The sequence below is a fragment of the Methanofollis liminatans DSM 4140 genome (assembly GCF_000275865.1).
In the GTDB taxonomy this organism is placed as follows: domain Archaea; phylum Halobacteriota; class Methanomicrobia; order Methanomicrobiales; family Methanofollaceae; genus Methanofollis; species Methanofollis liminatans.
Genome location: NZ_CM001555.1, coordinates 2352475 through 2372087, shown reverse-complemented (window position 1 = coordinate 2372087; position 19613 = coordinate 2352475). Strand labels below are relative to the sequence as shown.

General features: G+C 61.0%; 21 protein-coding genes. 7 read left to right on the top strand and 14 right to left on the bottom strand.

Annotation, left to right across the window (positions count from 1 at the left end):
- Positions 1-208: 208 nt before the first annotated feature.
- Positions 209-475: a hypothetical protein gene (locus METLI_RS11755; protein WP_004040670.1), complete on the top strand. Its 267-nt coding sequence runs from the start codon at positions 209-211 to the stop codon at positions 473-475.
- Between the two features lie 7 nt (positions 476-482).
- Here the strand turns inward: METLI_RS11755 and METLI_RS11750 are convergent, their stop codons facing one another.
- The 5 genes from METLI_RS11750 to METLI_RS11730 all read right to left on the bottom strand — a co-directional run bounded on the left by METLI_RS11750 (position 483) and on the right by METLI_RS11730 (position 5479).
- Entirely contained in the window at positions 483-1943 is a 1461-nt protein-coding gene (locus METLI_RS11750; protein WP_004040669.1) for an RNB domain-containing ribonuclease, read from the bottom strand.
- Between the two features lie 216 nt (positions 1944-2159).
- Positions 2160-2552, bottom strand: coding sequence for a Zn-ribbon domain-containing OB-fold protein (locus tag METLI_RS11745; protein ID WP_004040668.1), 393 nt, complete (start codon positions 2550-2552; stop codon positions 2160-2162).
- Position 2553: 1 nt separating this feature from the next.
- A complete protein-coding gene (locus METLI_RS11740) occupies positions 2554-3720 on the bottom strand; it encodes a thiolase domain-containing protein (RefSeq protein ID WP_004040667.1) in 1167 nt (388 codons plus the stop codon).
- On the bottom strand, positions 3717-4772 hold the full coding sequence (locus METLI_RS11735; RefSeq protein WP_004040666.1) for a hydroxymethylglutaryl-CoA synthase: 1056 nt from the start codon (positions 4770-4772) through the stop codon (positions 3717-3719). Before METLI_RS11735 ends, METLI_RS11740 begins: the two co-directional genes overlap by 4 nt.
- The gene (locus tag METLI_RS11730; protein ID WP_004040665.1) at positions 4766-5479 is read right to left on the bottom strand and encodes a helix-turn-helix domain-containing protein; all 714 of its coding nucleotides are present in this window, start codon (positions 5477-5479) and stop codon (positions 4766-4768) included. The genes METLI_RS11735 and METLI_RS11730 overlap by 7 nt, the downstream gene beginning before the upstream one ends.
- A 109-nt stretch (positions 5480-5588) precedes the next feature.
- On the opposite strand from METLI_RS11730, the gene METLI_RS11725 reads away from it, so the two are divergent.
- The 3 genes from METLI_RS11725 (at position 5589) to METLI_RS11715 (ending at position 7714) form a co-directional block, all read left to right on the top strand.
- Positions 5589-6257: a DUF120 domain-containing protein gene (locus METLI_RS11725; protein WP_004040664.1), complete on the top strand. Its 669-nt coding sequence runs from the start codon at positions 5589-5591 to the stop codon at positions 6255-6257.
- Positions 6250-6921: a 3,4-dihydroxy-2-butanone-4-phosphate synthase gene (gene ribB, locus METLI_RS11720; RefSeq protein ID WP_004040663.1), complete on the top strand. Its 672-nt coding sequence runs from the start codon at positions 6250-6252 to the stop codon at positions 6919-6921. The genes METLI_RS11725 and ribB overlap by 8 nt, the downstream gene beginning before the upstream one ends.
- Positions 6922-7063: 142 nt before the next feature.
- Entirely contained in the window at positions 7064-7714 is a 651-nt protein-coding gene (locus METLI_RS11715) for a recombinase family protein (protein WP_004040662.1), read from the top strand.
- A gap of 92 nt (positions 7715-7806) precedes the next feature.
- On the opposite strand, the gene METLI_RS11710 is transcribed toward METLI_RS11715, so the two are convergent.
- Together METLI_RS11710 and METLI_RS11705 are read right to left on the bottom strand one after the other, a co-directional pair.
- On the bottom strand, positions 7807-8376 hold the full coding sequence (locus METLI_RS11710) for an RPA family protein (protein ID WP_004040661.1): 570 nt from the start codon (positions 8374-8376) through the stop codon (positions 7807-7809).
- Entirely contained in the window at positions 8366-10177 is a 1812-nt protein-coding gene (locus METLI_RS11705; protein WP_004040660.1) for a hypothetical protein, read from the bottom strand. Before METLI_RS11705 ends, METLI_RS11710 begins: the two co-directional genes overlap by 11 nt.
- Positions 10178-10299: 122 nt before the next feature.
- Between METLI_RS11705 and METLI_RS11700 the strand changes: the two genes are divergently transcribed.
- A complete protein-coding gene (locus METLI_RS11700) occupies positions 10300-10491 on the top strand; it encodes a DUF1858 domain-containing protein (protein WP_004040659.1) in 192 nt (63 codons plus the stop codon).
- A gap of 6 nt (positions 10492-10497) precedes the next feature.
- Here the strand turns inward: METLI_RS11700 and METLI_RS11695 are convergent, their stop codons facing one another.
- Both METLI_RS11695 and nrdD read right to left on the bottom strand, forming a co-directional pair.
- A complete protein-coding gene (locus tag METLI_RS11695) occupies positions 10498-11394 on the bottom strand; it encodes an adenosylcobinamide amidohydrolase (protein WP_004040658.1) in 897 nt (298 codons plus the stop codon).
- Entirely contained in the window at positions 11391-11753 is a 363-nt protein-coding gene (gene nrdD / locus METLI_RS11690; RefSeq protein WP_004040657.1) for an anaerobic ribonucleoside-triphosphate reductase, read from the bottom strand. Before nrdD ends, METLI_RS11695 begins: the two co-directional genes overlap by 4 nt.
- Positions 11754-11952: 199 nt before the next feature.
- On the opposite strand from nrdD, the gene METLI_RS11685 reads away from it, so the two are divergent.
- Entirely contained in the window at positions 11953-13533 is a 1581-nt protein-coding gene (locus METLI_RS11685) for a DUF4352 domain-containing protein (protein ID WP_004040656.1), read from the top strand.
- 208 nt (positions 13534-13741) lie between these two features.
- On the opposite strand, the gene pyrF is transcribed toward METLI_RS11685, so the two are convergent.
- The 5 genes from pyrF to METLI_RS11660 form a co-directional block, all read right to left on the bottom strand.
- Complete coding sequence (gene pyrF, locus METLI_RS11680; RefSeq protein WP_004040655.1) at positions 13742-14377, bottom strand: orotidine-5'-phosphate decarboxylase; 636 nt, start codon at positions 14375-14377, stop codon at positions 13742-13744.
- On the bottom strand, positions 14370-15317 hold the full coding sequence (locus METLI_RS11675; protein WP_004040654.1) for a deoxyhypusine synthase: 948 nt from the start codon (positions 15315-15317) through the stop codon (positions 14370-14372). The genes pyrF and METLI_RS11675 overlap by 8 nt, the downstream gene beginning before the upstream one ends.
- Before the next feature lie 117 nt (positions 15318-15434).
- A complete protein-coding gene (locus METLI_RS11670; RefSeq protein ID WP_004040653.1) occupies positions 15435-16583 on the bottom strand; it encodes an iron-containing alcohol dehydrogenase in 1149 nt (382 codons plus the stop codon).
- Between the two features lie 137 nt (positions 16584-16720).
- Complete coding sequence (npdG, locus tag METLI_RS11665) at positions 16721-17371, bottom strand: NADPH-dependent F420 reductase (RefSeq protein ID WP_004040652.1); 651 nt, start codon at positions 17369-17371, stop codon at positions 16721-16723.
- Positions 17372-17418: 47 nt separating this feature from the next.
- Positions 17419-18645, bottom strand: a complete 1227-nt coding sequence (locus tag METLI_RS11660) for a tRNA(Ile)(2)-agmatinylcytidine synthase (RefSeq protein ID WP_004040651.1) — start codon at positions 18643-18645, stop codon at positions 17419-17421.
- 53 nt (positions 18646-18698) lie between these two features.
- Here METLI_RS11660 and METLI_RS11655 point away from each other — a divergent pair, with 53 nt between their 5' ends.
- Positions 18699-19613, top strand: coding sequence for a transcriptional regulator (locus METLI_RS11655; protein WP_004040650.1), 915 nt, complete (start codon positions 18699-18701; stop codon positions 19611-19613).

Here is a 19613-nt window from a genome sequence, read left to right as displayed (position 1 = left end):
AGGGTAAAATCGACGTATTATATATGTCTGTTTATTTTGTCCGGCGACGTTCTTCTGGCATTATGTCGATATGCCGCGGGGCCACCGTGCCCCGGGGCAATGCGACGAGCATTCGGAGGTATGGGGCCCGCAGGTCTGCATCCTGCCGGGAGAGGTTCGAAACACCTTTCACAACCTTAATCTCCGGAAGGGCCAAAGATGGCACAGGATGATAGACGCCTCCCCGAAGAAAGGTCTCGCCGTCATGGGCATCTCCACCGGGCTGCTGCTCGGGCTTGCCGGAACGCTCGCTCTCCTTTTCACGGCGGCGGCGCCCCTTCTTGCCGTCCTGAACGCCCTTATCTTTCTGATGACGGCGGGGATCATCATGATCTGGCTGCGGATCGACGGTCTCCCCGACAGTTTTGTCTGGGGGGAGATCGCGGGGTTCACGGTGCTGGAAATCGCGATCTGCGTCCTGTGCGTGATGGGCTGACGGGTTTTCACCGCCCGATGCACGCGAAGTCGATGTAGCCGTTGTACGGGTCTGTCTTAATCAGGCGGACGCGGACCCGCTGCCCGACGAAGAGGCCGCCCTCCCCTTCCATGACCCTCCCTTCGACCGGGGGAGCGGTGAGCCTGACATACGTCCCTTTCTCTGAGGCGCCGGTGACCAGTGCCTCGAAGGTCTCGCCGATCCGGTCCTGGAGCAGCACCGCGGCCGCCGCCTTTCGCATGAAGCGCTCCACCTTCTGCGACGCCTTTTCCCGATCGTTCAGCCATGCGGCGAGGTCCTCAAGGTCTTCGCGGCTATATGGGCTGTCCTCTCCGGAGAGGGACGATTTTAAGAGCCGCTGTATGATGAGGTCGACGTAGCGCCGGTTCGGGGCGGTGCCATGGGTGTAGTCGGTGATCGCGAGGCCGAAATGGCCGTACGGCGGCTCGCCGGGCTCGAGGGGAAGATAGATCCCCGGCCCGATCAGTTTCACGATCGTCAGGGAGAGGTCGGGGAAGCGGTCCGGATCGGCCTCTTTTCTCCGGGCAAGAAATTTCGAGAGGGCTTTCGAGTCGGGTTTCGCCGGCAGGCGCTCGCCGTATTCTGCGGCGGTCGCCACGATCCCGTCCCAGTTTCTCGGCGTCAGGACGACCCTCTGGATCATCGGGAGGCCGGCCCCGTCCAGGTATGCCACCGTGGCGCCGTTCGCCCCGATCATGAACTCCTCGATCAGGCACCGCGCCGCGTTCTGCCGCTGGACGACGAGGTCCTTCACGGCTCCCCCCTCCATGACCGGTCCGGCCTCGATGGTTTCGAGGTCGAGCGCCCCCTCTTCTGCCCGGTATCTCTTCAGGCGGCAGGCGGCCTCGTGCTGGAGAAGGACCTGCTCCTCCAGGCCGGGGAGGTCGCGGAAGATCGCGGGCGGGTCTCCAACGCCTTCCAGCCAGTCCCCGACTTCCTCGTAGACAAGCTTCGCCCGGTTGCAGACGACCGCCCGGTACACCTTTCCCGGCCTGGTGCTCCCGTCCGGAAGCACGGTGTATTCGACGACGATCGCCGGACGGCCCGGGCCGGGCAGGAGTGAGGTGAGCCCTTTCGAGAGATGGTCGGGAAGCATGGGGAAGGTCTCGACGCCGGTGTAGACCGAGGTGCCGTTGTGGGCGGCATGCCGGTCGGTCGCCGACTCTTTCGGGACGCAGACGTCCACGTCGGCGATCGCCACCCTGACCTGGATCCCGCCGCGGGGGGTGCGTTCGCAGTATTCGATCTGGTCGAGGTCCTGGGAGTCGAAGTTGTCGATGGACGACCAGAGGAGGGAACAGAGGTCAGGAACGCCGTCGGGGATTGCAGGGGCCTCGATTGCGCCGATCTCCTGCTCGACGGCATCGGGGAAGCCGGGCTCGAAGCCGTATCGCCGCATGGCGTCCCATGCGATCGCCTTTAAGTCGATGGGTGCGTGGTCCTTCATTGACGGTCGAAGGAAGATCGGCCCGGGGGCATAATTATCTTCTGGAATGTATCCGGCCGGACAGATCAGGAACGAAGGCGAAAAAGCGAGAGTCTGCCCTGGACAGGGTGCACCTCATCAAAAAGAGAGATTCTGCCGCCCCGGGCGGTATCAGGGCGGTGGGGGTATTTTGCTGACGGGCAATCGGGTATTCTTGAAAGGAGGAGGGGGCGTACCTCACGCCGGCACAAATTTCGTGCCGTAGGAGATGACGCCGCTCTCTCCGTCGGTGCCGAGACGTCTGAAGACTGACTTCACCGGCATACCGATATAGACGTCCTCCGGGTTTTCGACGACCACCTGTGCGGTCATTCTCGCACCCTCCTCAAGTTCCACGATGGCGAGGACGTACGGGGTGAGATCGGCGAACTGATCGCTTGCCGTCCTGATCACCGAGTAGGTCACGATCTTTCCGGTGCCCTTGAAGGTGTGCCCGACAATCTTACCGTCGCGCCGGCAGTCAGGGCAGAGGTTCCGCGGCGGGAAGAAATACCTGCCGCAGACCTCGCAGTGCGTCCCTTCCAGGTTGTAGCGCTGGGGGATCTTTCTCCAGAAACGTGGTACCGACATTTCAGGTCCTCCCGAAGATATGGGCGGCGACGGTAGCACCGGTGCCGCCGACGTTCTGCGTCATGCCGATCTCGGCCCCGGCGACCTGCCGCTTCCCGGCATCGCCGCGGAGCTGAAGCACGGCCTCATAGACCTGCTTGATCCCGGTGGCCCCGACCGGGTGGCCGCAGGCCTTCAGCCCGCCCGAGGTGTTCACCGGCAGGTTGCCGTCGAGGGCGGTGTAACCCTCGGCGGTGAGCCGGCCTGCTTCACCCTTCTTACAGAACCCGAGGTCTTCGATGGCACAGATCTCGGCGATCGTGAAGCAGTCGTGGACCTCCACGAAGTCGATGTCTTTGCGCTCGAGCCCGGCCATCTTGAACGCCCGGTTCCCGGCGGCGACGGTGGCGTCGAGGGTCGAGATGTCCCGGCGGTCATGGAGGGCGATCGTGTCGCTCGCCTGTGCGGTGGCGAGCACCTTGATCGGGGTGTCGGTGAACTTTTTCGCCATTTCGAGGGGTGCGACGACCACGGCGGCGGCCCCATCGGTGATCGGCGAACAGTCGAAGAGCCGCAGGGGGTCGGCGACCATCGTGGAGTTCAGCACGGTGTCCAGGGTTATCTCCTTCTGGAACTGTGCGATCGGGTTTCTAGCCCCGTTGTAGTGGTTCTTTATCGCTACCTGGGCGAGCTGCTCCCGGGTGAGGGGGTAGCGGTGCATGTAATCTGTTGCGATCATCGCATACAGGCCGGGGAAGGTCGCTCCGACAAAGCCTTCCCACTCACGGTCGGCCGCCGCTGCGAGGGCGTCGGTGGAGAGGCTCGTGTCCACGTCGGTCATCTTCTCGACGCCGGCGGCGACGGCGATGTTCGCCATCCCGCTGGCGACGGCGATCACGGCCTCGCGGAAGGCGAGACCGCCCGATGCGCATGCGGCCTCGACGCGGGTGGACGGAATGTTCTCGGTTGCAAGCCCGGAGTAATCGGCGATGAGGGCGCCGATGTGCTCCTGCTCGATAAAGCGCCCTGCGCTCATGTTCCCGACGTACATGGCGTCGATCTGTTCGCCCGCAAGGTTTGCGTCCTCGATCGCCATGACGCCTGCCTCAACAAAGAGGTTCCTGAAGGAGCGGTCCCACCATTCACCGAAGTTGGTACAGCCCACTCCTATGACTGCGACGTCTCTCATTTTTGCACCATGATCTTACCTTTGTGTTTGGCGTACCTGGCATAATCGACATAGATCGGGTTTGCGAGCAGCCCTTCCACCGAGGGGGCTGCCCCGCGGTTGAAGACCGCTTCGTCGAGGATACGGTCGGTGACCGTGATGTCGAAGGCGTCGGAACCGGCGCCCGAGCCGAAGGAGGTGACGAAGATCCGGTCGCCCGGCTTCGCAATATCGAGGGTTGCGGCGAGCCCGACCATCGAGGCGCCCGAATAGGTGTTGCCAAGGCGCGGCACGACCAGGCCCGGCGTGATCTGCTCCTTCGTAAAGCCGAGCATCCCGGCGACCCGCTGCGGGAACTTGGCGTTGGGCTGGTGGAAGATGGCGTAGTCGTAGTCTGAAGGTTTCGTGCCGGCCTGTTCGAGCATCATCCTGGCCGCTCCCTGCACATGCTTGAAGTAGCCCGGGTCGCCGGTGAACCGTCCGCCGTGACGTGGGTATGCCTGCCCTTCGCGGCGCCAGAAGTCCGGGGTGTCGGTTGTAAACGAACAGGTCCGGTTGATCTCGGCTATGGGATCGTCGTTGCCGATGATCATCGCGGCCCCTCCTGCGGCGGCCGTGTACTCCAGGGCGTCGCCGGGTGCTCCCTGTGCCACGTCGGCGCCGATTGCAACGCCGTATTTTACCATGCCGCTTCCGACCAGGCCCATGCAGGTCTGCATGGCCGCCGTGCCCGCCTTGCAGGCGAACTCGTAGTCTGCGGCGGTCATCACCGGGGTGGCCATGATCGCTGCCCCGACGGTTGCCGCCGTCGGCTTGACGGCGTAGGGGTGGGACTCGGAGCCGACATAGATCGCCCCGATGGCGTCGCGGTCGAGATCTCTCCTGAGGAGGGCGTTGCGCGCCGCCTCGACGGCGATTGTGGCCGTGTCCTCGTCCATGTCCGGGAGCGACTTCTCCCGCACGCCAAGGCCGCCGGTGATGTCTGCGGCGTTGTCGCCCCAGACCCTGGCGATTTCCTCGAGTTTTATCCGGTATCTGGGGATATACGCCCCATAGGTTATGATGCCTACCATTCTTTCTCCCTCAAAGTGCTCACAATCGAATCGACATCCATAGACGTGCAGAGAACCGTGATCCGGTCGGTTTCGGCAAGACGTTTGACCAGCGGGTGGACGTTCTCGACCGTCAGCCCCTGCAGGATCACGCAGCGGGGCTTGAACGGTGTCACCCTGATGGCGACGAGGGGGGACTTCCCGGTCGAGACGTTGGTGAAGATGAGCGCCCGCTCGGTGCTCCACCCGTAGATGCGGTTGAACTCGTTTGCCGAGAGCTGCAGGATCGCATTGAGGCTGTTCACCACGGTGTAGCCGAAGATCGAGAGGTCGAGCGACCCGCAGAGGGGTTGTGCATCCACCGCTTCGGCAAACGCCGGAAGAAGAACCGGGCCTGCATAATCGTGCATGTCATAGATGACGTCGTCGTTGTCGAACTGGTTGTACAGGATCCTGGAAAATCGCTGGATGTATTTGCCGCCGTTCTCCTCGTCGATCGAGAGAATCGTATCGACGATTTTTCCGACAACGGCGGTTCCGGGGCTTTTGCGCCGCCCACCCTCGTAGTCTGAGATGACCGAGGGGGAGACGCCGAGCCTCTCTGAGAGCGTTCCTTGCGGGATGCCGAAACTCATCCGCCATTTTTTCAGCGCTTTCCCCGGCGAGTCCGAGAGCGTAATCTCACCTGCCATCTTCTCAGCAAGCTGCTTACGCAATTCGGAGTTCATGGATGTAGATGTTGACCGGGCACATTAAATAATTAACGAATGCCCCATCGACAATCTACGAAGTCCAGGTGATAACTCATATATAGGATGCATCTCAATTGTGGTATGTATGATGGATGCAGGAGATCTCCAGTGTCTGAAGGTCGTTGCGCTCATGGGCGGCCTGCGAAGCTCGGCCTGGATGTCCTCCCAGTCTCTGGGGAACGCCCTGAACATCAGCCCACAGACGGCCTCGCGTCGCCTGAAGGCGCTCGAAGCGGCAGGAATGATCACGCGCACTGTCAGGCCCGACGGCCAGTACGTCGCCGTCGCTCCTGCCGGTGAGGAAGAGCTGCGGCATGAGTTCTCGGCGTATACGCGGATATTTTCTCCGGAAGGTGGATATTATGTCCTCAAAGGGGCGGTGATCAGCGGCCTTGGCGAGGGGCGGTACTATATCGATCATCCCCAGTACCGGGAGCAATTCCTCGAAAAACTCGGATTTTATGCCTACCCCGGCACGCTCAACGTCCGTCTGGACCCCGAAAGCGTCAGGGTGAAACGCCGCCTGGAAGGGCTGGTCTGGATCGGGATCGAGGGTTTTGAGGCCGACGGGCGATCGTTCGGGAGTGCCCGGTGCCTCCCGTGCCGGATCGGGGACTGCCCGGGTGCGATCATCGAGCCCGGGCGGAGCCATTATCCCGAAGAGATCGTCGAGATCATCTCGCCGGCTCCCCTGCGCGAGACCTTCGGCTTGCATGACAACGATAGTGTACAGATAGAGGTTACCCATGATTGAAGATGCATGTGCCGCCCTGAAGGCGGGCAAATTTGTCCTGCTCTATGACTTTGACAACCGCGAACGCGAGACCGATCTGATCATCCGCGCCGATGCGGTCACGCCGCATGACGTGATGACGATGCGCCGGGACGGCGGCGGCCTCATCTGCACGGCCGTCCACCCTGAGGCCGCACGGCGTCTCGGCCTCCCCTTCGCCTCAGACCTCCTGAAGGGCATTGGGGCCGCCGAACAGACCGGCGACATCCCGTACGACCGTAAAAACCATTCGTCATTCTCGATCTGGGTGAACCACCGGAGCACCTTCACCGGCATCCCGGACCGGGACCGGGCAGTGACGATCAATGCGATTGCAGAGCAGGTGAAAAGATCTCTCAACGGCGGCGGGCACAACTTCGCTGCCGAATTCAGGACCCCTGGCCATGTCGCTCTTCTGAGGGCCGCAGACGGATTGCTCGATGTCCGGCGCGGTCAGACCGAGCTCTCGATTGCGCTTGCCGAAATGGCCGGCACCACGCCGGCCGTCGTCGTCTGTGAAATGCTCGACAATGATAATGGTCTTGCTCTTTCAAAAGAGGATGCACAGGCATATGCGCAGAAAAACGGGCTTGTGTTTATCGAAGGGCAGGAAGTTCTTGATCGGTGGGACCAGATAAAGGCCTGATCCCCTGATCCCGCCGCTCTGTCTTTTTTTCGGTCTGGAATGATAAAATTTCCTTTTAAATAAAAATAAATTGTTTTCAATTGCTATGCGCTCTCTGTATTAGATCGGAAAACATAAATGATAATGAATTTGAATAATTTGTATGAAAAAAGATGCCGTAGCCTACCTTGTGACGCGGAAAAGGGGCGACGTAGAGCATCAAAAAGAGATTCTTGAAGAATTTTGTAAATATCGGTTTACCATCAATCAGTTCTTCAACGATCACCGGATCAGCAGCACGCCCTTGAGAAAGCGTGATGGTTATAACCAGATGCTCGAATACTGCCAGGAAAATGAAATAAAGTTTATCCTGTTTCTCAGCCTCTCCGCGCTCTCCCGAAACCCCGATGCCAGTGTAGAAGAACTGAAACTCCTGATAAGTGAGGGTTATGTCCCATTTTTTGCCAGAAGTGATTTTATAGGGTATTATGATGATCCTGCCCTTCGGGCCGAGGCTATTGGCGATTTTATCACCTATATTGAGACCTACATGGAAGGGGTGAAGAAGGTCCAGCCCCCCCATCCGAGACAGGAGGCTCTCTCGCGGGGCACGATCGGCAGGCCACGGGCGCTGAACGAGGGGCAGATCGAGGCCCTGATCACGGTCAGGCGCTCAGGGACCAGTATCTCCCAGATCTGCAGGATGTTCAACGTGAGCCGGAGCACGGTCTCGAAGATCCTCACCGATCACCCTGAACTTAAGGGCGAGTGGAAAGGAAAACGTCAGTCTGCCGAATCGGCTGAAAGCGAGTGATCGTGCGGCCCTCAAACGGGTCTATAGCATCTTTTTTGAGAGATCCCGTTTCCTGACCTTTTTTTGAGTGCCGCCTCAAAAAAAAGAGTTTTTCAGATGGTGATCTGGGTGAGCGCCTCGTAGACCATCCTTTTGTATGTGGCCATATCGGCATTGTAGCGTTCTTGTGCACGCTGTGAGTCGGGGGTCTGGCCGTACGCCTCGATCCGTTTGAGGGTCTGCTCGGCTGCGTCCAGCACCCAGCGGTTGCGCATCTCCTTATCGACGACGGTCACCGACTCGGCCCGCACCGAGACGAAGACCCGTCCGTCCGGCGCCTCGTAGGCGTTCGGTTTCCCGACTACCGCCACGAATGCCGGAGGATCGATCTTCGAGACCTGCGTCATCGCTTCCTGCTGGAACGAGCTGGCGTTGACGAAGAAGGTTCCGGTCGGATCCGCGACCCGGACCGAGTAGAAAATGTTCTGCTCGCCTTTTTTCTCCTTGTGGGTCATGGAGCCGATGAACAGCACCCTGTTGCACCGCTCGCCGGTGGGGAGGAGGACGTAGGTCGGGCTCTTTTCGTCCTCGCCGTCCTTGAAGTGGTGGGTGGCCTCGCGCAGCTCCGCGGCAAAGACCCGCCGGGCCGGTTCGCGCTCGTAACGTGGTGTTTCAGCTGGCATTGATCTCACCTCCGAGGCGGTTGAGAAGAGCAGCATGCTGCTCCCCGTCGAAACCAAGGGGAGTGCATTCCTTTACCAGGAGGGTGTCGCCAAGGTCGCCGCCCCTGCATGCGTAATACCTGCCCATGAGGGCGTCGCGCAGGCGGTAGAAGATGTCGTCCATCCCGAGCGGGCTCTCCTGCACGGTTTTCACGGCGTCTTCCAGGGTCAGGCCTGCCACCGCCTCAACAACCTCCTTCTGCATGAGGATGTTGTGCGCCTTCACGCCATCGTCGAGCACCGCCTTGATCCGCAGGTCATATCTGAAGTCGTTCTGCACCTCGTGCACCGGGCAGTAATTTCGCTTCGAGAGGACGCGGTTGCACCCCTCCACCGGACAGCGCTTGATCAGCCCTGAGCCCGGGCCGATATTCACGATTGCACCGGTGAGCGTCATGCCGCCGGTCCCGACTTCAAGGGTGGCGCCTTCCTCGGCGAGGACCATCGCCCCGTTCAGCGTGATGGAGAGGCGCCCCTGGTACTCGTCGACGGTCGTATAGTAGATAGTGTAGACCATGTTCGGGCTGAGGGGCTCGACACCTTCCTCTTTCCAGATCGTGAACTTCACGGTGCCGGACTCATCGCCGACAAGCCCTGTCTGGAGGATCCGCTCGTGTCTGGCCTCCCATTCCTGCACCATTTTCACCCTGACGCTTGCAACGCCGGGGGCGAGGTCGCAAACCGGGATCACGGCGGGAACAATCGGGGTGTCGCTCTCGATCTCGATCACGCTCGTCCCCTCCCCGATGTTCACCCGGGGTGCTCCCCTGAACTGGTCGATAGAGGCGTTTTCAAGCCTGTACCACTTCCCGTACTCCATGGCCGGGGCGCCGGAACGCTCCCATGCTACAAAGGTCATGGCGCCCTCCGGGTAGGCGATAATTCCGGTCTGGGCGATGGATGGGCTGGTCGCCGTGGTGAGGGTAACTACTTTGCCGGTGACGGTCTCTTTTTTCATCGGGGTGGAAGGCCCGGAGACGACCTCGATCCCCCCCTCGGCCACAGAATAGTCCGCGGTGTTGAGGGTGATCGACAGGCGCCCCTGGTACTCTTCGACGGTTGCATAATGGATTGCGTAGACGGTATCTGGAGCGAGGGGCTTTTTCCCCTCCTCCTTCCAGATGGTGAACTTTATCCTGCCGCTCCCGTCGCCGACAAGCCCTGTCTGGAGGATCCGCTCGTGCCTGTTCTCCCACTCCTGGAGCATCTTCACCCTGACGCTTGCGATTCCGGGCTTTAAATCGGCGACACCGGTATATTTTGGAGTGAAGGATTTTTTACCCTCAATGGGCGTGATCGTGGTGCCCTGGTGGAGGTTCACCTTGGGAACACCGCGGTACTCGTCCACCACTGCAGATTCGAAGCGATACCATTGCCCGGCCACAAGGGGCTCATGGCCGGCCCGGGACCACATCGTAAACTGAATCGCACCCGAGGCGTCGGCGATGACACCGCTCTGGGCGATTGCATCGGTCGGCGGGACGGTGAGCGAGACCACCAGGCCCTCGATCGTCACCCATTCTCCGGTCACAAGTCCGCCGATCTCCCGTTCCGTCGTTGTTCTGGGGGAAGAGGAGGGGGAGAGGGAGAGATTGTGCTCCTTCGCCAGGTTCTCGGTGACCGTCTTCTCGGCCTCAGGGATGTTCACCCCGAACTCCTCGACAAGGGTGCGGAGCTTCTTTTCGGCGAGGGCCGGGTCGATTTCCACGTTCATGGACGAAAACTTCCGGGAGATTCTTTCTGCTACTTCGGATAGATCCATCTACATCTCCAGATGAGCGTCAGCGCCTGCCTGATATATAGTGATTGGGCGTGCGGTGCGGAAGTGTTCGCCCACCCCAAAAAATTGAAATGTTAAATACTTCTGGTACCCATTCTTTTGCTATGGCAGTTACTGCTGACAGTACCATTCTGGAGCTTCTCCAGGAAAAACCGGAATCCGCAGATGTCCTCATGCGATTTGGTATGGGGTGCCTCGGCTGCGCGATCGGCCGCGGGGAAAGCATCCGCCAGGCGGCGGCAGCCCATGGCATCCCTCTGAGCGAGCTCCTTTCCGCGCTCGGCATCACGGAGTGAAACGGTCTATTGTGGGTCTTCCTTCAGGGAGACCCGGTATTTTTTCAGCTCCGGAAGCGAGGCTTCCGGATTCTTTTTAAAGTAGGCAGCGACCCCGGGCTCGTGGAGGAGCGTGCAGGTGCTGCAACTCCAGATCTGACCGCCCGAGGAGCTCTTCACCCATTCTCCAAGTTCGCTGTCATGGCAGGGATAATAGGGGCAGTAACAGAAGTCGCAGACCTGCCCCTCGAAATGGCAGGGATAATATGGGCAGCCTTCAGGCCGCCACTCCACCCAGTGGTCGCCGCCGTAGCGGCTGAAAATAAAAAACGACGGTCTTTCCCGCACCGTCCGCCCCTCCTGCCGGTCAAGCGCCTCCTGCACCCCGCGGGCCACGGCGGCGTAGACCCGCCGACCCGCCTCGGTGGCGGTACCGGCATAGGTGTGGCGCACTTCGCCCTCGGACGCCACGACGACGGCGTCGGTCGTCGTCCCGGTGAAGGGGTATTTCATCAGGCCGAGGGCGTGGGCCTTTGCCCCGGTTGCCGTGACGATCGTCTCCAGGAGCGCTCCGTCAGAGAGGCCTTCGCGCGAGACGACGATGATGTTGATCGTATGGGGTGCGGTCGGGTCCGGGTTCGGGTTCGTGACGCCTGCGGTGATGAAAACCGTGATAAAATCATACTGCAGGATGCAGAGGTGGCGCATCGGCACCGCGGTCAACAGGCCGAAGAAATCCTCCCCGAATCCTGCGGCCGTGGCGATCTGCCAGAGGTACCGGAATGGATCTGCGTGATCGAAGTTGCCGGGGACGGTATGGTTGAAAATGGTGGACGCCGGGCGGCTGCCGCCATTGACGCCGGTGCTTGCCGCCCTGAAGTCACCACGGACAAAAATAGTGTCTCCCGTGAAAAAATATCTCATGCGACGGTATACCTGATCCGGTCTTTGAGTTCCTGCTGTTTTCCGGCATTCCAGCCGGAGACGTCTTGAAGATAGCCGGTGACCCGGCTGATCTGGGAGACGTCGTGGGATCCGCACTCGGGGCAGACAGGTTCGCCGCAGAGAGGGCAGTACTCGATGCCTGAAACGATATCGTGGGAGCAGTGTGTGTGGTCGAGCGGGCACATGATCTCGAGTTGGGTCTCGCCGCAAACCGGGCAGGGGCTGGTCTCCACCACATGGTTGCAGGTATGGCACTTGTAGCGCCGCTCTTCGACTGGTATCTCTTCAAGCTTCCGGTATTTACGCGCCAGGGCCAGGTGCTCTTCGCTCCACTGCATGCGTAAGACTTGCCCGTCCAGATTATAAAACCTGTCTGGATAGTCGGGGCTCTCTCCCTGTTCGCCTGACCTGTTCGGTCGTTTTTTTCGTCATGAAACAGCAAAAAAGAGGTTTAAATTCTTTATGTCCGGGCCTTGGCATCCCTCTCTGTCGCTGGTGGGAGAATCTATTTCTGCCCCATTTGCATATGATAGTCCGATGCAGTACCATACCATATGCCTGCATGTCCCGGCCCTTGCGCTGGTGCTGATCCTCCTCTGTGCCGCGCCTGCGGCGGGATGGTCTGATCCCGCAGGGCTGCAACTCCCGCCGTTCGGCGTGGGGAACGGGAGCGTGGGCGACATAAATCCTCTCCTTGGTAAAGAGGCCGCCGCGGCGACGCCTGAGACAACTCTTTCGCCCCCTGACCCCGGCGACTATGCAGCAATGGCCGAATATCTGGTAGATATTACGAGGGATCGGTTCTCGGGCGCAGGTGCAGGAGCATCGGGTATCACCGTTTCGACCTTCGAGGTGATCACGGATGCCGACCTCGCCGACCCCGCGCATATGGGCCGCAGTCAGGCGGTGAAGGTCGATGTCGTCATGAACGCCTCCAGGGATCTCCTCGCCGGATCGCTCTGGGGCCATGAGGCTGATGCCACCCGCATCGCCGAAGCCTTCTATTCCGGCGATCTGAAGGGGGAAACCGCTTTTGTTGCTGTGTTTTTCAGGGAAAAACGCACCGGGGCGTACACTTCCAAGTTCATCCTCACGGCAAAAGATGCGTCCAGGTTCGGGAATGGATGGGACGGCTCGTCCTATATCCGCTGTGCCGACTGGTCTGACGCTGTAGTCCGGGGCAGCGGTGTTCCGTACGAAGATCCCGAGGCGGCGATGGAGCCCCTGCAGGAGGCCGAGGCGAAAGAACAGGTCCCCTGTGACTACGACACGCTCAAAAACGCCGGAACAGAGGCGGCGTCGAGCATCGCATCGACGGTGAGCGAGATGTCCATAAGGGCGGGCGACCAGGACTATGCCACCGTTTCGAAACTCGCCATGGAACTAACGGGCAGCGCGAAGTCCTGTTCCGCAGAGTTCAGGGCGTACGCCGTGCCCGACGGCCTTGAGCATGTGAAGGCCCGCTTCGTCGAGGCCTTTGAGAGCTATGATCGGGCGGGTTCAGCGATCTGGTATGGCGCCACCTTCGCCGACACCGACCATATCGCCCTCGGCAACACCTATCTCGCCGAAGGGCAGGACTCGCTCAACGCCGCTCTCGAGGGGATGAACCTCAGGACGATCGAGGACACGACCCTCACCCTGCAGACGACGGAGATCTATCCCGACGCTCTGAAGATCGGGGAGCCGTACCGCTTCATGGATACGAGGCAGGTGAACAAGATCTCGGTACGGCCCAGGTCCACCACCACCTGGAAGAGTTTCGAGGCAGGTACCGGTGCCGATGTGAAGGTCTACCAGGCCCCGTATGGGAAGCAGTACCTCTTCGTGCTTATGGAGGTCAACCATATCGGCTATTATGGCGGTGGGAGTTCGAAATATCGGACACCGTCCCCGACAGACTTCACCCTCATCGCCGGCGGAGAGGAGTACAGGCCCTCTCAGCCGTCGGCCTACATGAGAGGAATAGGCTCGGTCTATGCGTCGACCTCGATCGACCGGTCGGATTATTCGTCCGGGTATCTGGTCTTCGAGGTGCCGGAGTCGGTCGACCCGGCGGGGGTCTACCTGAGGCTCTCGATCAGGGGCATCGGGACTCAGATCTGGAACCTTTCCTGACCTCTTTTTTTTGAACTTCGTGCATTTCTCGGCTCGACGGAGCGGCCGCTCCCCGGCGTGGGCCGTGAAACACTCCGGAAAATCGCAGGAAAAAATCTGGAATGAATATCTGCCAGAAAAAGTGAGTCCCGGGCCTTAGGTCCGGGATCTTCGCCTCGGAGGACTCATAGGGTTCGTCACCGCCCGCGGGCTCGGAACGGTCGTCTCGTCATCGGCGGTAGGGTGCGTAGGTCCGGGCGGCGGCCGCGGGGTCGGCGGCGCCGTAGATAGAGCGCCCGACGATCATCCCGTCGACGAGGGGAGCGATCTCTGCCGGGTCCCCGCCCTGTGCGCCGATGCCAGGTGAGAGGATCTTCTTCTTCCCGATCAGGGCACGCAGCGCTCGCACCCGTTCGGGCCGGGTCGCCGGGGCGATGATCCCGTCGGCGCCGGTCTCTGCGACGATCTCGCAGAGGCGCTCGGGCACGCCTGCCGAGAAGAAGGTGAGGGCGCCGGGATGGCTCATCTCGGCGACCACGTAGCACTCGCCGCCGTGGGCATGAGCGGCCTCCACGCAGGCGGCCACCGAGTCAGGACCCGGAAAGCCCTGGGCGATCACCGCCGAGAACCCGGCCGCAAACACCTGCTCGCAGATGAGGGTGTTCGTGTTCGGTATGTCGGCGACTTTGAAATCGGCGATGAGGGGGAGACCGAACCCGGCGAGTTCTCCGGCGATCCCGAGGCCGGCGGCGAGCGCCAGGGGGTAGCCGACCTTGATCGCATCGATCTCAGGGGCACAGGCGCCGGCGATCCGGAGCGCCTCTTTGAGGCCGGTCACGTCGAGGGAGAGGATGAGTTCAGTCATGTTTCAGCCTCTCCAGCACCGCCGCCGCGATCACCGGGAGGGTGATCGTGGCGTCGCCGTAGACGGTGACCGCCGCGGCGTCCTCGTTGATCTTCCCCCAGGACTGCGCTTCGGCAAGGGTGGCGCCCGAGAGCCCGCCGAGATCCGGGCGGTCGCCGGTGAGCTGGACAGCGTAGGTGAAGCCGTCCGGGGTGATCATCTTGCTCTGGAAGATGAAATTCTTCGGCACGCCGCCGCCGACCAGGAACGCCCCGGCGTGCTCTGCCGCATAACACCGGTCGATGATCGTCTTCATGTCTCCGAAGGCGTCGATGGTGATGTGGTGCGCCTGGTTGTAGAACCAGAACTGCAGACCGAGCATCGAGTCCTGGACGGCCGGGCAGAAGACCGGGATATCGTTCTTTGCCGCCGCCGCCAGGATGCCAGTCTTCAGGTGGGAGCCGATGTGGCGGAGGAGTTCTGAGATCGAGAGCGTCGTTCTGTCCGGGATATCTGAGAGGCACTCCTGCATGAACTCCTCGAAGTGGATGAAGGCCTCGTCCGGGAGGAAGATGTCGTAGATCCTGTTGATCTCCTCGTGACGCAGTTCGACGTCGTCGCAGACGGCGGTGCCGTGGTAGTGGTGGCAGCCGATCGCCTCGATGGTGTCGTGGGTGAGGTTGGCGCCGGTCGAGACCAGAATGTCGATATGACCCTGTTCGATGAGATCGCTGACGATCCTCCCCATGCCTGCAGGAACCATGGCGCCTGCGAGCCCGAAAAACTTCGTCGCCTTCTCGTCGCGGAGCATCGCCTCATAGATGTCGACGGCGCGGGCGAGCGACCCGCCGTTGTATGCCCCGGCACCGGCGATGGCGCGGACCAGCCCGTCGACGGTCATGTCCGGGTTCAGATGGACCTGTCTGACCGGATCCCCGCACTCTTCCCTGTTTGATTCCATAAGACACCAGATTTCATATGATCTTGTCGCGGGATCCATTAACTGTTTTGACCCCCGGCGTTTCGCGCCCTGCCCCTCCCTGTCATGGCCTGAAATCAGGTGTTTTTTTTTGGCCTGTTACAATGCAGCCCGGTAAATAGCGATGATATCGTCGATCGTCGCTTTGCGCGGGTTGGTCAGACCGCAGATATCCTTCATCGCATTTTCGGCAAGTGCCGGGATGTCCTCCTCCCGTGCACCGAGGTGTTTGACCCCGGACGGGATGCCGATCTCTGTCGAGAGTTTTTTGATGGCCTCGATCGCCTTCTCGGCCGCCGTGTTTGTGGAAAGTCCTTCGACGCTCTCGCCGAGCGCTCTTGCGATGTCGACGAAGCGATCGGGTACGGCGACGAGGTTGAACGCCTGGACGTGCGGCAGGAGGATGGCGTTGCAGACGCCGTGCGGCAGGTTGTAGAAGCCGCCGAGTTGGTGGGCCATGGCGTGGACATAGCCGAGGCTGGCGTTGTTGAACGCGATGCCGGCGAGGTATTCGGCATGGGCCATCATGTCACGGGCGACCATGTCGTCGCCGTGTGCGACCGCCGGGCGGAGCCACATCCCGATGAGTTTGATCGCGGCAATGGCGGCGGCATCGGTCGTCGGCGTGGCGATGGTGGAGACGTAAGCCTCGACGGCGTGCGTCAGAGCGTCCATGCCGGTGGCTGCGGTGAGGGCCGGCGGCATGCTCTTCATTAGTTCCGGGTCGTTGATGGCGACCTTCGGAGTCAGCTTCCAGTCTACGAGGGCCATCTTGACGTGCCGGCGGGTGTCGGTGATGACGGCGAAACTGGTCATCTCCGAGTCGGTCCCGGCCGTCGTGTTGACGGCGATCAGGGTCGGCAGCGGCCTGACCACCTTGCCGACCCCTTCGTAGGCGTGGATCTCCCCGCCGCCAGCGACGATGATCCCGATGCCCTTGGCGCAGTCCATCGGGGACCCGCCGCCGACGGCGACGATGGCGTCGCACGACTCTTTCAGGTACATCCCGGCACCCTCATGGACCGAGAGATCGGTCGGGTTGGGCTCGGCACCTGCAAATACCGCCGAGTCGATCCCGGCCTCCTTGAGGAGGGCGGCGATCTCCTTGTTGAGGGTCTGGCCGTGTTTTCCGGTGCCCGAGACGATCAACGCTTTTTTCGCGCCGAACATCTTCGTCCACGCTCCGATTTCTCTTACCGCACCCGCGCCCATGAGGGCGACCGGCGGGTTCAGATAGGTGGATACCATCTTTTTTACTCCCCCCGGGCATCGTGACGGTGCCCTGCGATCGAAGCATCCTTCGTCCTGGGATATCAACGTGGGGGTGCGGCTCCTCGTCCGGCCGTGCATGGGTTGGAAAGAGCCGTAAAAAAAGGGTTAAATCCTTATCTGAAGTACACCCCGACGTCTTTCATCCGGTTATACTTCGAGATGTTCAGGATCAGAGGGGTGAGGCTTTCGACAAGAGCGGCGTTTTTCAGGGGGCCGGCGTCGAGCGCTGAAAGGTGCGAGATCGTGTTGATGAGATCCATGACGATCCTCTTCGCTTCGTCGTCGTCGCTGCAGACGGCGACCGAGTAGTCGAGATCCTCCCCGATCGTCTGCCAGCGGTGGGCGGCGATGTTGTTGAAGGCGACGACGATCCTGGCGCTTTCCGGGAGGAGTTTTTTCAGGAGCAGGCCGGCCGAACCCTCGGGCGGGGGGACGTACGAGACCGTCTCGCCAAACTCCATCGGGTTGACCGGGCTGACCACGATCTTTCCCTCAAAGCCGGTGAGGGAGGCGATCGTCGGGACGAGGTGCTTGTATGGGAGGGCGAGGACGACGATATCGGCTTCGTCGACCGCTCTCTGGTTGCTGACCCCGGAAAGGCTGCAGACTTTCCCGAGTTCGTCGAGCCGCAGGCGGCAGGTGGTGGACGCGGTTTTTGCCTTCTCTTCTTCCCGGGAGCCGATGATCACATCATAGCGGGTGGAGAGTCTGAGGGCCATGCCCTCCCCGATATCGCCGGTTCCTCCAACAATGCCGATTCTCATACAGTATGCTTGTCCGGGCTGGATATAGAGATTGCCGTTTTTTTCTCTCAGGCCTCCCCCTGATCCCTGACCAGCGGTTTCGAGAGATGCCGCCGTGCCGTCGGCGGCACCTCGTACCAGCCAGTCCTGATCGCTCTGGGGGTGGTGATGATCTCGGGATCGCCCGCACGTCTTCCACACTCCCGGCATTTGTAGCCCTTATCCCTGCCTGCGGAGGTCATTCTCCTCCCGCAGTCCGGACAGAGGGGCGGGCGCAGGAGACGGTCCGCCACGAGGCGGTCTGCCCGCAGTTTCTCAAGGTTGAGGCTTTCGTTCTTGTAACTCCCGACGGCGAGGATCCCGTCGCCCGGCAGGAGCGCCCGCACGATCTCCCTGAATCCCTTCGTGGGCTCGTATGCCATGCAGCGAAGCCTCTCGCCGTCGGTGCCGAGGATGGTGAGGCTCACATGCCCTCCTGCCCCGGTCGTCGCACGCTCCGCCACCGTTCCCTGGACACGGTACGACCGCCCTTCGAGGAGGCGGCCGATCGTCCCGTCCACCAGGTGGGCGTCGGTCCCCTGGTTGGTGACCCAGATCTGCTCGATCTCGCTCTCCTCCGCCCGGACGAGGGCACGGGCCTCCCGTACCCATGCTTCGCTCTCCCCCCTGATCCCGAAGAGGACCGGGTCGGGCGTGTGGGGCACGCAGACCACGACGCTGTTCTGGGGGTCTGCCGAGTCCCAGGTGTGGGGATAGGTCGCCGCTTCGGCAGCGAAGATCGATGCCTTTTCGACCGAACGCGGCGTCCCCCATACCTCCCTTCGACGGTAGGCGAGGAGCTCGGAGGTCAGATCGGGCAGGACGCTTGCCGCGGCTGCCGTGGCTCCGATCAGTCCCCTGCCGTTTTTCCATCCCCGGTAAAGGGCGCAGTTCTCTTCCAGAATCTCTTTTGCCTCTTCGATCGTGCAGAAGTCCCGGACGGCTTTCCAGTAGAATGCGGGGTCCGGGCGTTCTTCGGTCACCACCAGGCCCGGGTTGGTGTTCTCGCAGGAGAGGTCGGCGAGGTCGTCGATCAGCGCCGCTGCGATCGAGAACGCCGTCTCCGGGCGCCCAGACGCCTCGATACATATCGCCGCGTTTCCTCTCGTCTTGAACGGGGCGTTCGGGTTGAGTCGGACGAGCCGGGTCTCTCTGATAGTCAGACCGGCACTTTTTAGCCTTCTGACCAGCACGGCCCCGAGATAGGTCGTACACATCCCTGCGGGCGAATCGGTGTCGTCGATTCCGATGAACATGAGGCGATTATTTATTAGTGTGTCGTACTATATCCACCTTTAACGAGTGTCCAATGTCACAGGAGCGCCTCCTCGATATGGTGATCAGCGTGATGCTGACCGCCGGTTATGACGTCTCTGAACGGTGCAGCCTGCGCCCTCGCTCTTTTGACCTGATCGCCGGGAAAGACGAGGTTCTCCTCGTCATCAAGGTGGTCTCTCATATCGACTCGGTCTCAGAGGAGATATCCCGGGACATGGACGCCATCGCCCGCCACCTCGGCGCCTCGCCCCTGATCATCGGCGAGCGGGCCCGCGACGCCGATCTCGAACGCGGCACGGTCTATCTGCGCTATGGCATCTATGCGATCTCCCCGGCAACCCTGTACGACTATCTGGTCGAGGGCGTCCCGCCCCTCATATATGCCCATCCGGGCGGGCTGTACGTGAACCTCAACGGCGATGTGCTCAAGGGTCTCAGGGAGCGGCACCAGTTATCCCTTGGCGACCTTGCCCGCCATCTCGGTGTTTCGCGGCGGACGATCTCCAAGTACGAGGACGGAATGAGCACTTCTCTGGAAATAGCCATTCATCTTGAGGAGATCTTCGACGAGGCCGTCGTCGAGTCGATCGACCTCCTCTCCTATACCTCACCTACCGGCGTCCAGAGGGACGAATCTGCATCCCAGGAGATTCTGCCCGATTTCCGGCGTATGGGTGTCGAAATCTACCAGATGCGCCGCGCCCCCTTCCAGGTGCTCGCTATGGTGGAGAAAGAGACAATCCTCACCTGCTACGGGACGGCGCAACGGATGGTCAAGCGCGCTGCTCTCATCGGGAATATCTCGCAGGTTGCACGTACGCACGCAATGTGCATCGTTTCGGACTATAAAAAGAAAAAAAGAATTGGAAAAACACTTGTTGTCGGGGAAGAGCATCTGAAGGGCCTTGAAGATGGTTCTGACCTCATCCAGATGATCAACCAGTAA

Bases quoted from the DNA above. Each gene is read 5' to 3' on its own strand.
- ribB (WP_004040663.1), top strand. From the start codon at position 6,250: ATGATTGAAGATGCATGTGCCGCCCTGAAGGCGGGCAAATTTGTCCTG.
- METLI_RS11685 (WP_004040656.1), top strand. From the start codon at position 11,953: ATGCAGTACCATACCATATGCCTGCATGTCCCGGCCCTTGCGCTGGTG.
- METLI_RS11740 (WP_004040667.1), bottom strand. From the start codon at position 3,720: ATGAGAGACGTCGCAGTCATAGGAGTGGGCTGTACCAACTTCGGTGAA.
- METLI_RS11695 (WP_004040658.1), bottom strand. From the start codon at position 11,394: ATGAGATATTTTTTCACGGGAGACACTATTTTTGTCCGTGGTGACTTC.
- METLI_RS11705 (WP_004040660.1), bottom strand. From the start codon at position 10,177: ATGGATCTATCCGAAGTAGCAGAAAGAATCTCCCGGAAGTTTTCGTCC.
- npdG (WP_004040652.1), bottom strand. From the start codon at position 17,371: ATGAGAATCGGCATTGTTGGAGGAACCGGCGATATCGGGGAGGGCATG.
- METLI_RS11735 (WP_004040666.1), bottom strand. From the start codon at position 4,772: ATGGTAGGCATCATAACCTATGGGGCGTATATCCCCAGATACCGGATA.
- METLI_RS11750 (WP_004040669.1), bottom strand. From the start codon at position 1,943: ATGAAGGACCACGCACCCATCGACTTAAAGGCGATCGCATGGGACGCC.
- METLI_RS11730 (WP_004040665.1), bottom strand. From the start codon at position 5,479: ATGAACTCCGAATTGCGTAAGCAGCTTGCTGAGAAGATGGCAGGTGAG.
- METLI_RS11715 (WP_004040662.1), top strand. From the start codon at position 7,064: ATGAAAAAAGATGCCGTAGCCTACCTTGTGACGCGGAAAAGGGGCGAC.
- METLI_RS11700 (WP_004040659.1), top strand. From the start codon at position 10,300: ATGGCAGTTACTGCTGACAGTACCATTCTGGAGCTTCTCCAGGAAAAA.
- METLI_RS11660 (WP_004040651.1), bottom strand. From the start codon at position 18,645: ATGTTCATCGGAATCGACGACACCGATTCGCCCGCAGGGATGTGTACG.
- pyrF (WP_004040655.1), bottom strand. From the start codon at position 14,377: ATGACTGAACTCATCCTCTCCCTCGACGTGACCGGCCTCAAAGAGGCG.
- nrdD (WP_004040657.1), bottom strand. From the start codon at position 11,753: ATGCAGTGGAGCGAAGAGCACCTGGCCCTGGCGCGTAAATACCGGAAG.
- METLI_RS11675 (WP_004040654.1), bottom strand. From the start codon at position 15,317: ATGGAATCAAACAGGGAAGAGTGCGGGGATCCGGTCAGACAGGTCCAT.
- METLI_RS11655 (WP_004040650.1), top strand. From the start codon at position 18,699: ATGTCACAGGAGCGCCTCCTCGATATGGTGATCAGCGTGATGCTGACC.
- METLI_RS11710 (WP_004040661.1), bottom strand. From the start codon at position 8,376: ATGCCAGCTGAAACACCACGTTACGAGCGCGAACCGGCCCGGCGGGTC.
- METLI_RS11725 (WP_004040664.1), top strand. From the start codon at position 5,589: ATGATGGATGCAGGAGATCTCCAGTGTCTGAAGGTCGTTGCGCTCATG.
- METLI_RS11745 (WP_004040668.1), bottom strand. From the start codon at position 2,552: ATGTCGGTACCACGTTTCTGGAGAAAGATCCCCCAGCGCTACAACCTG.
- METLI_RS11670 (WP_004040653.1), bottom strand. From the start codon at position 16,583: ATGGTATCCACCTATCTGAACCCGCCGGTCGCCCTCATGGGCGCGGGT.
- METLI_RS11755 (WP_004040670.1), top strand. From the start codon at position 209: ATGATAGACGCCTCCCCGAAGAAAGGTCTCGCCGTCATGGGCATCTCC.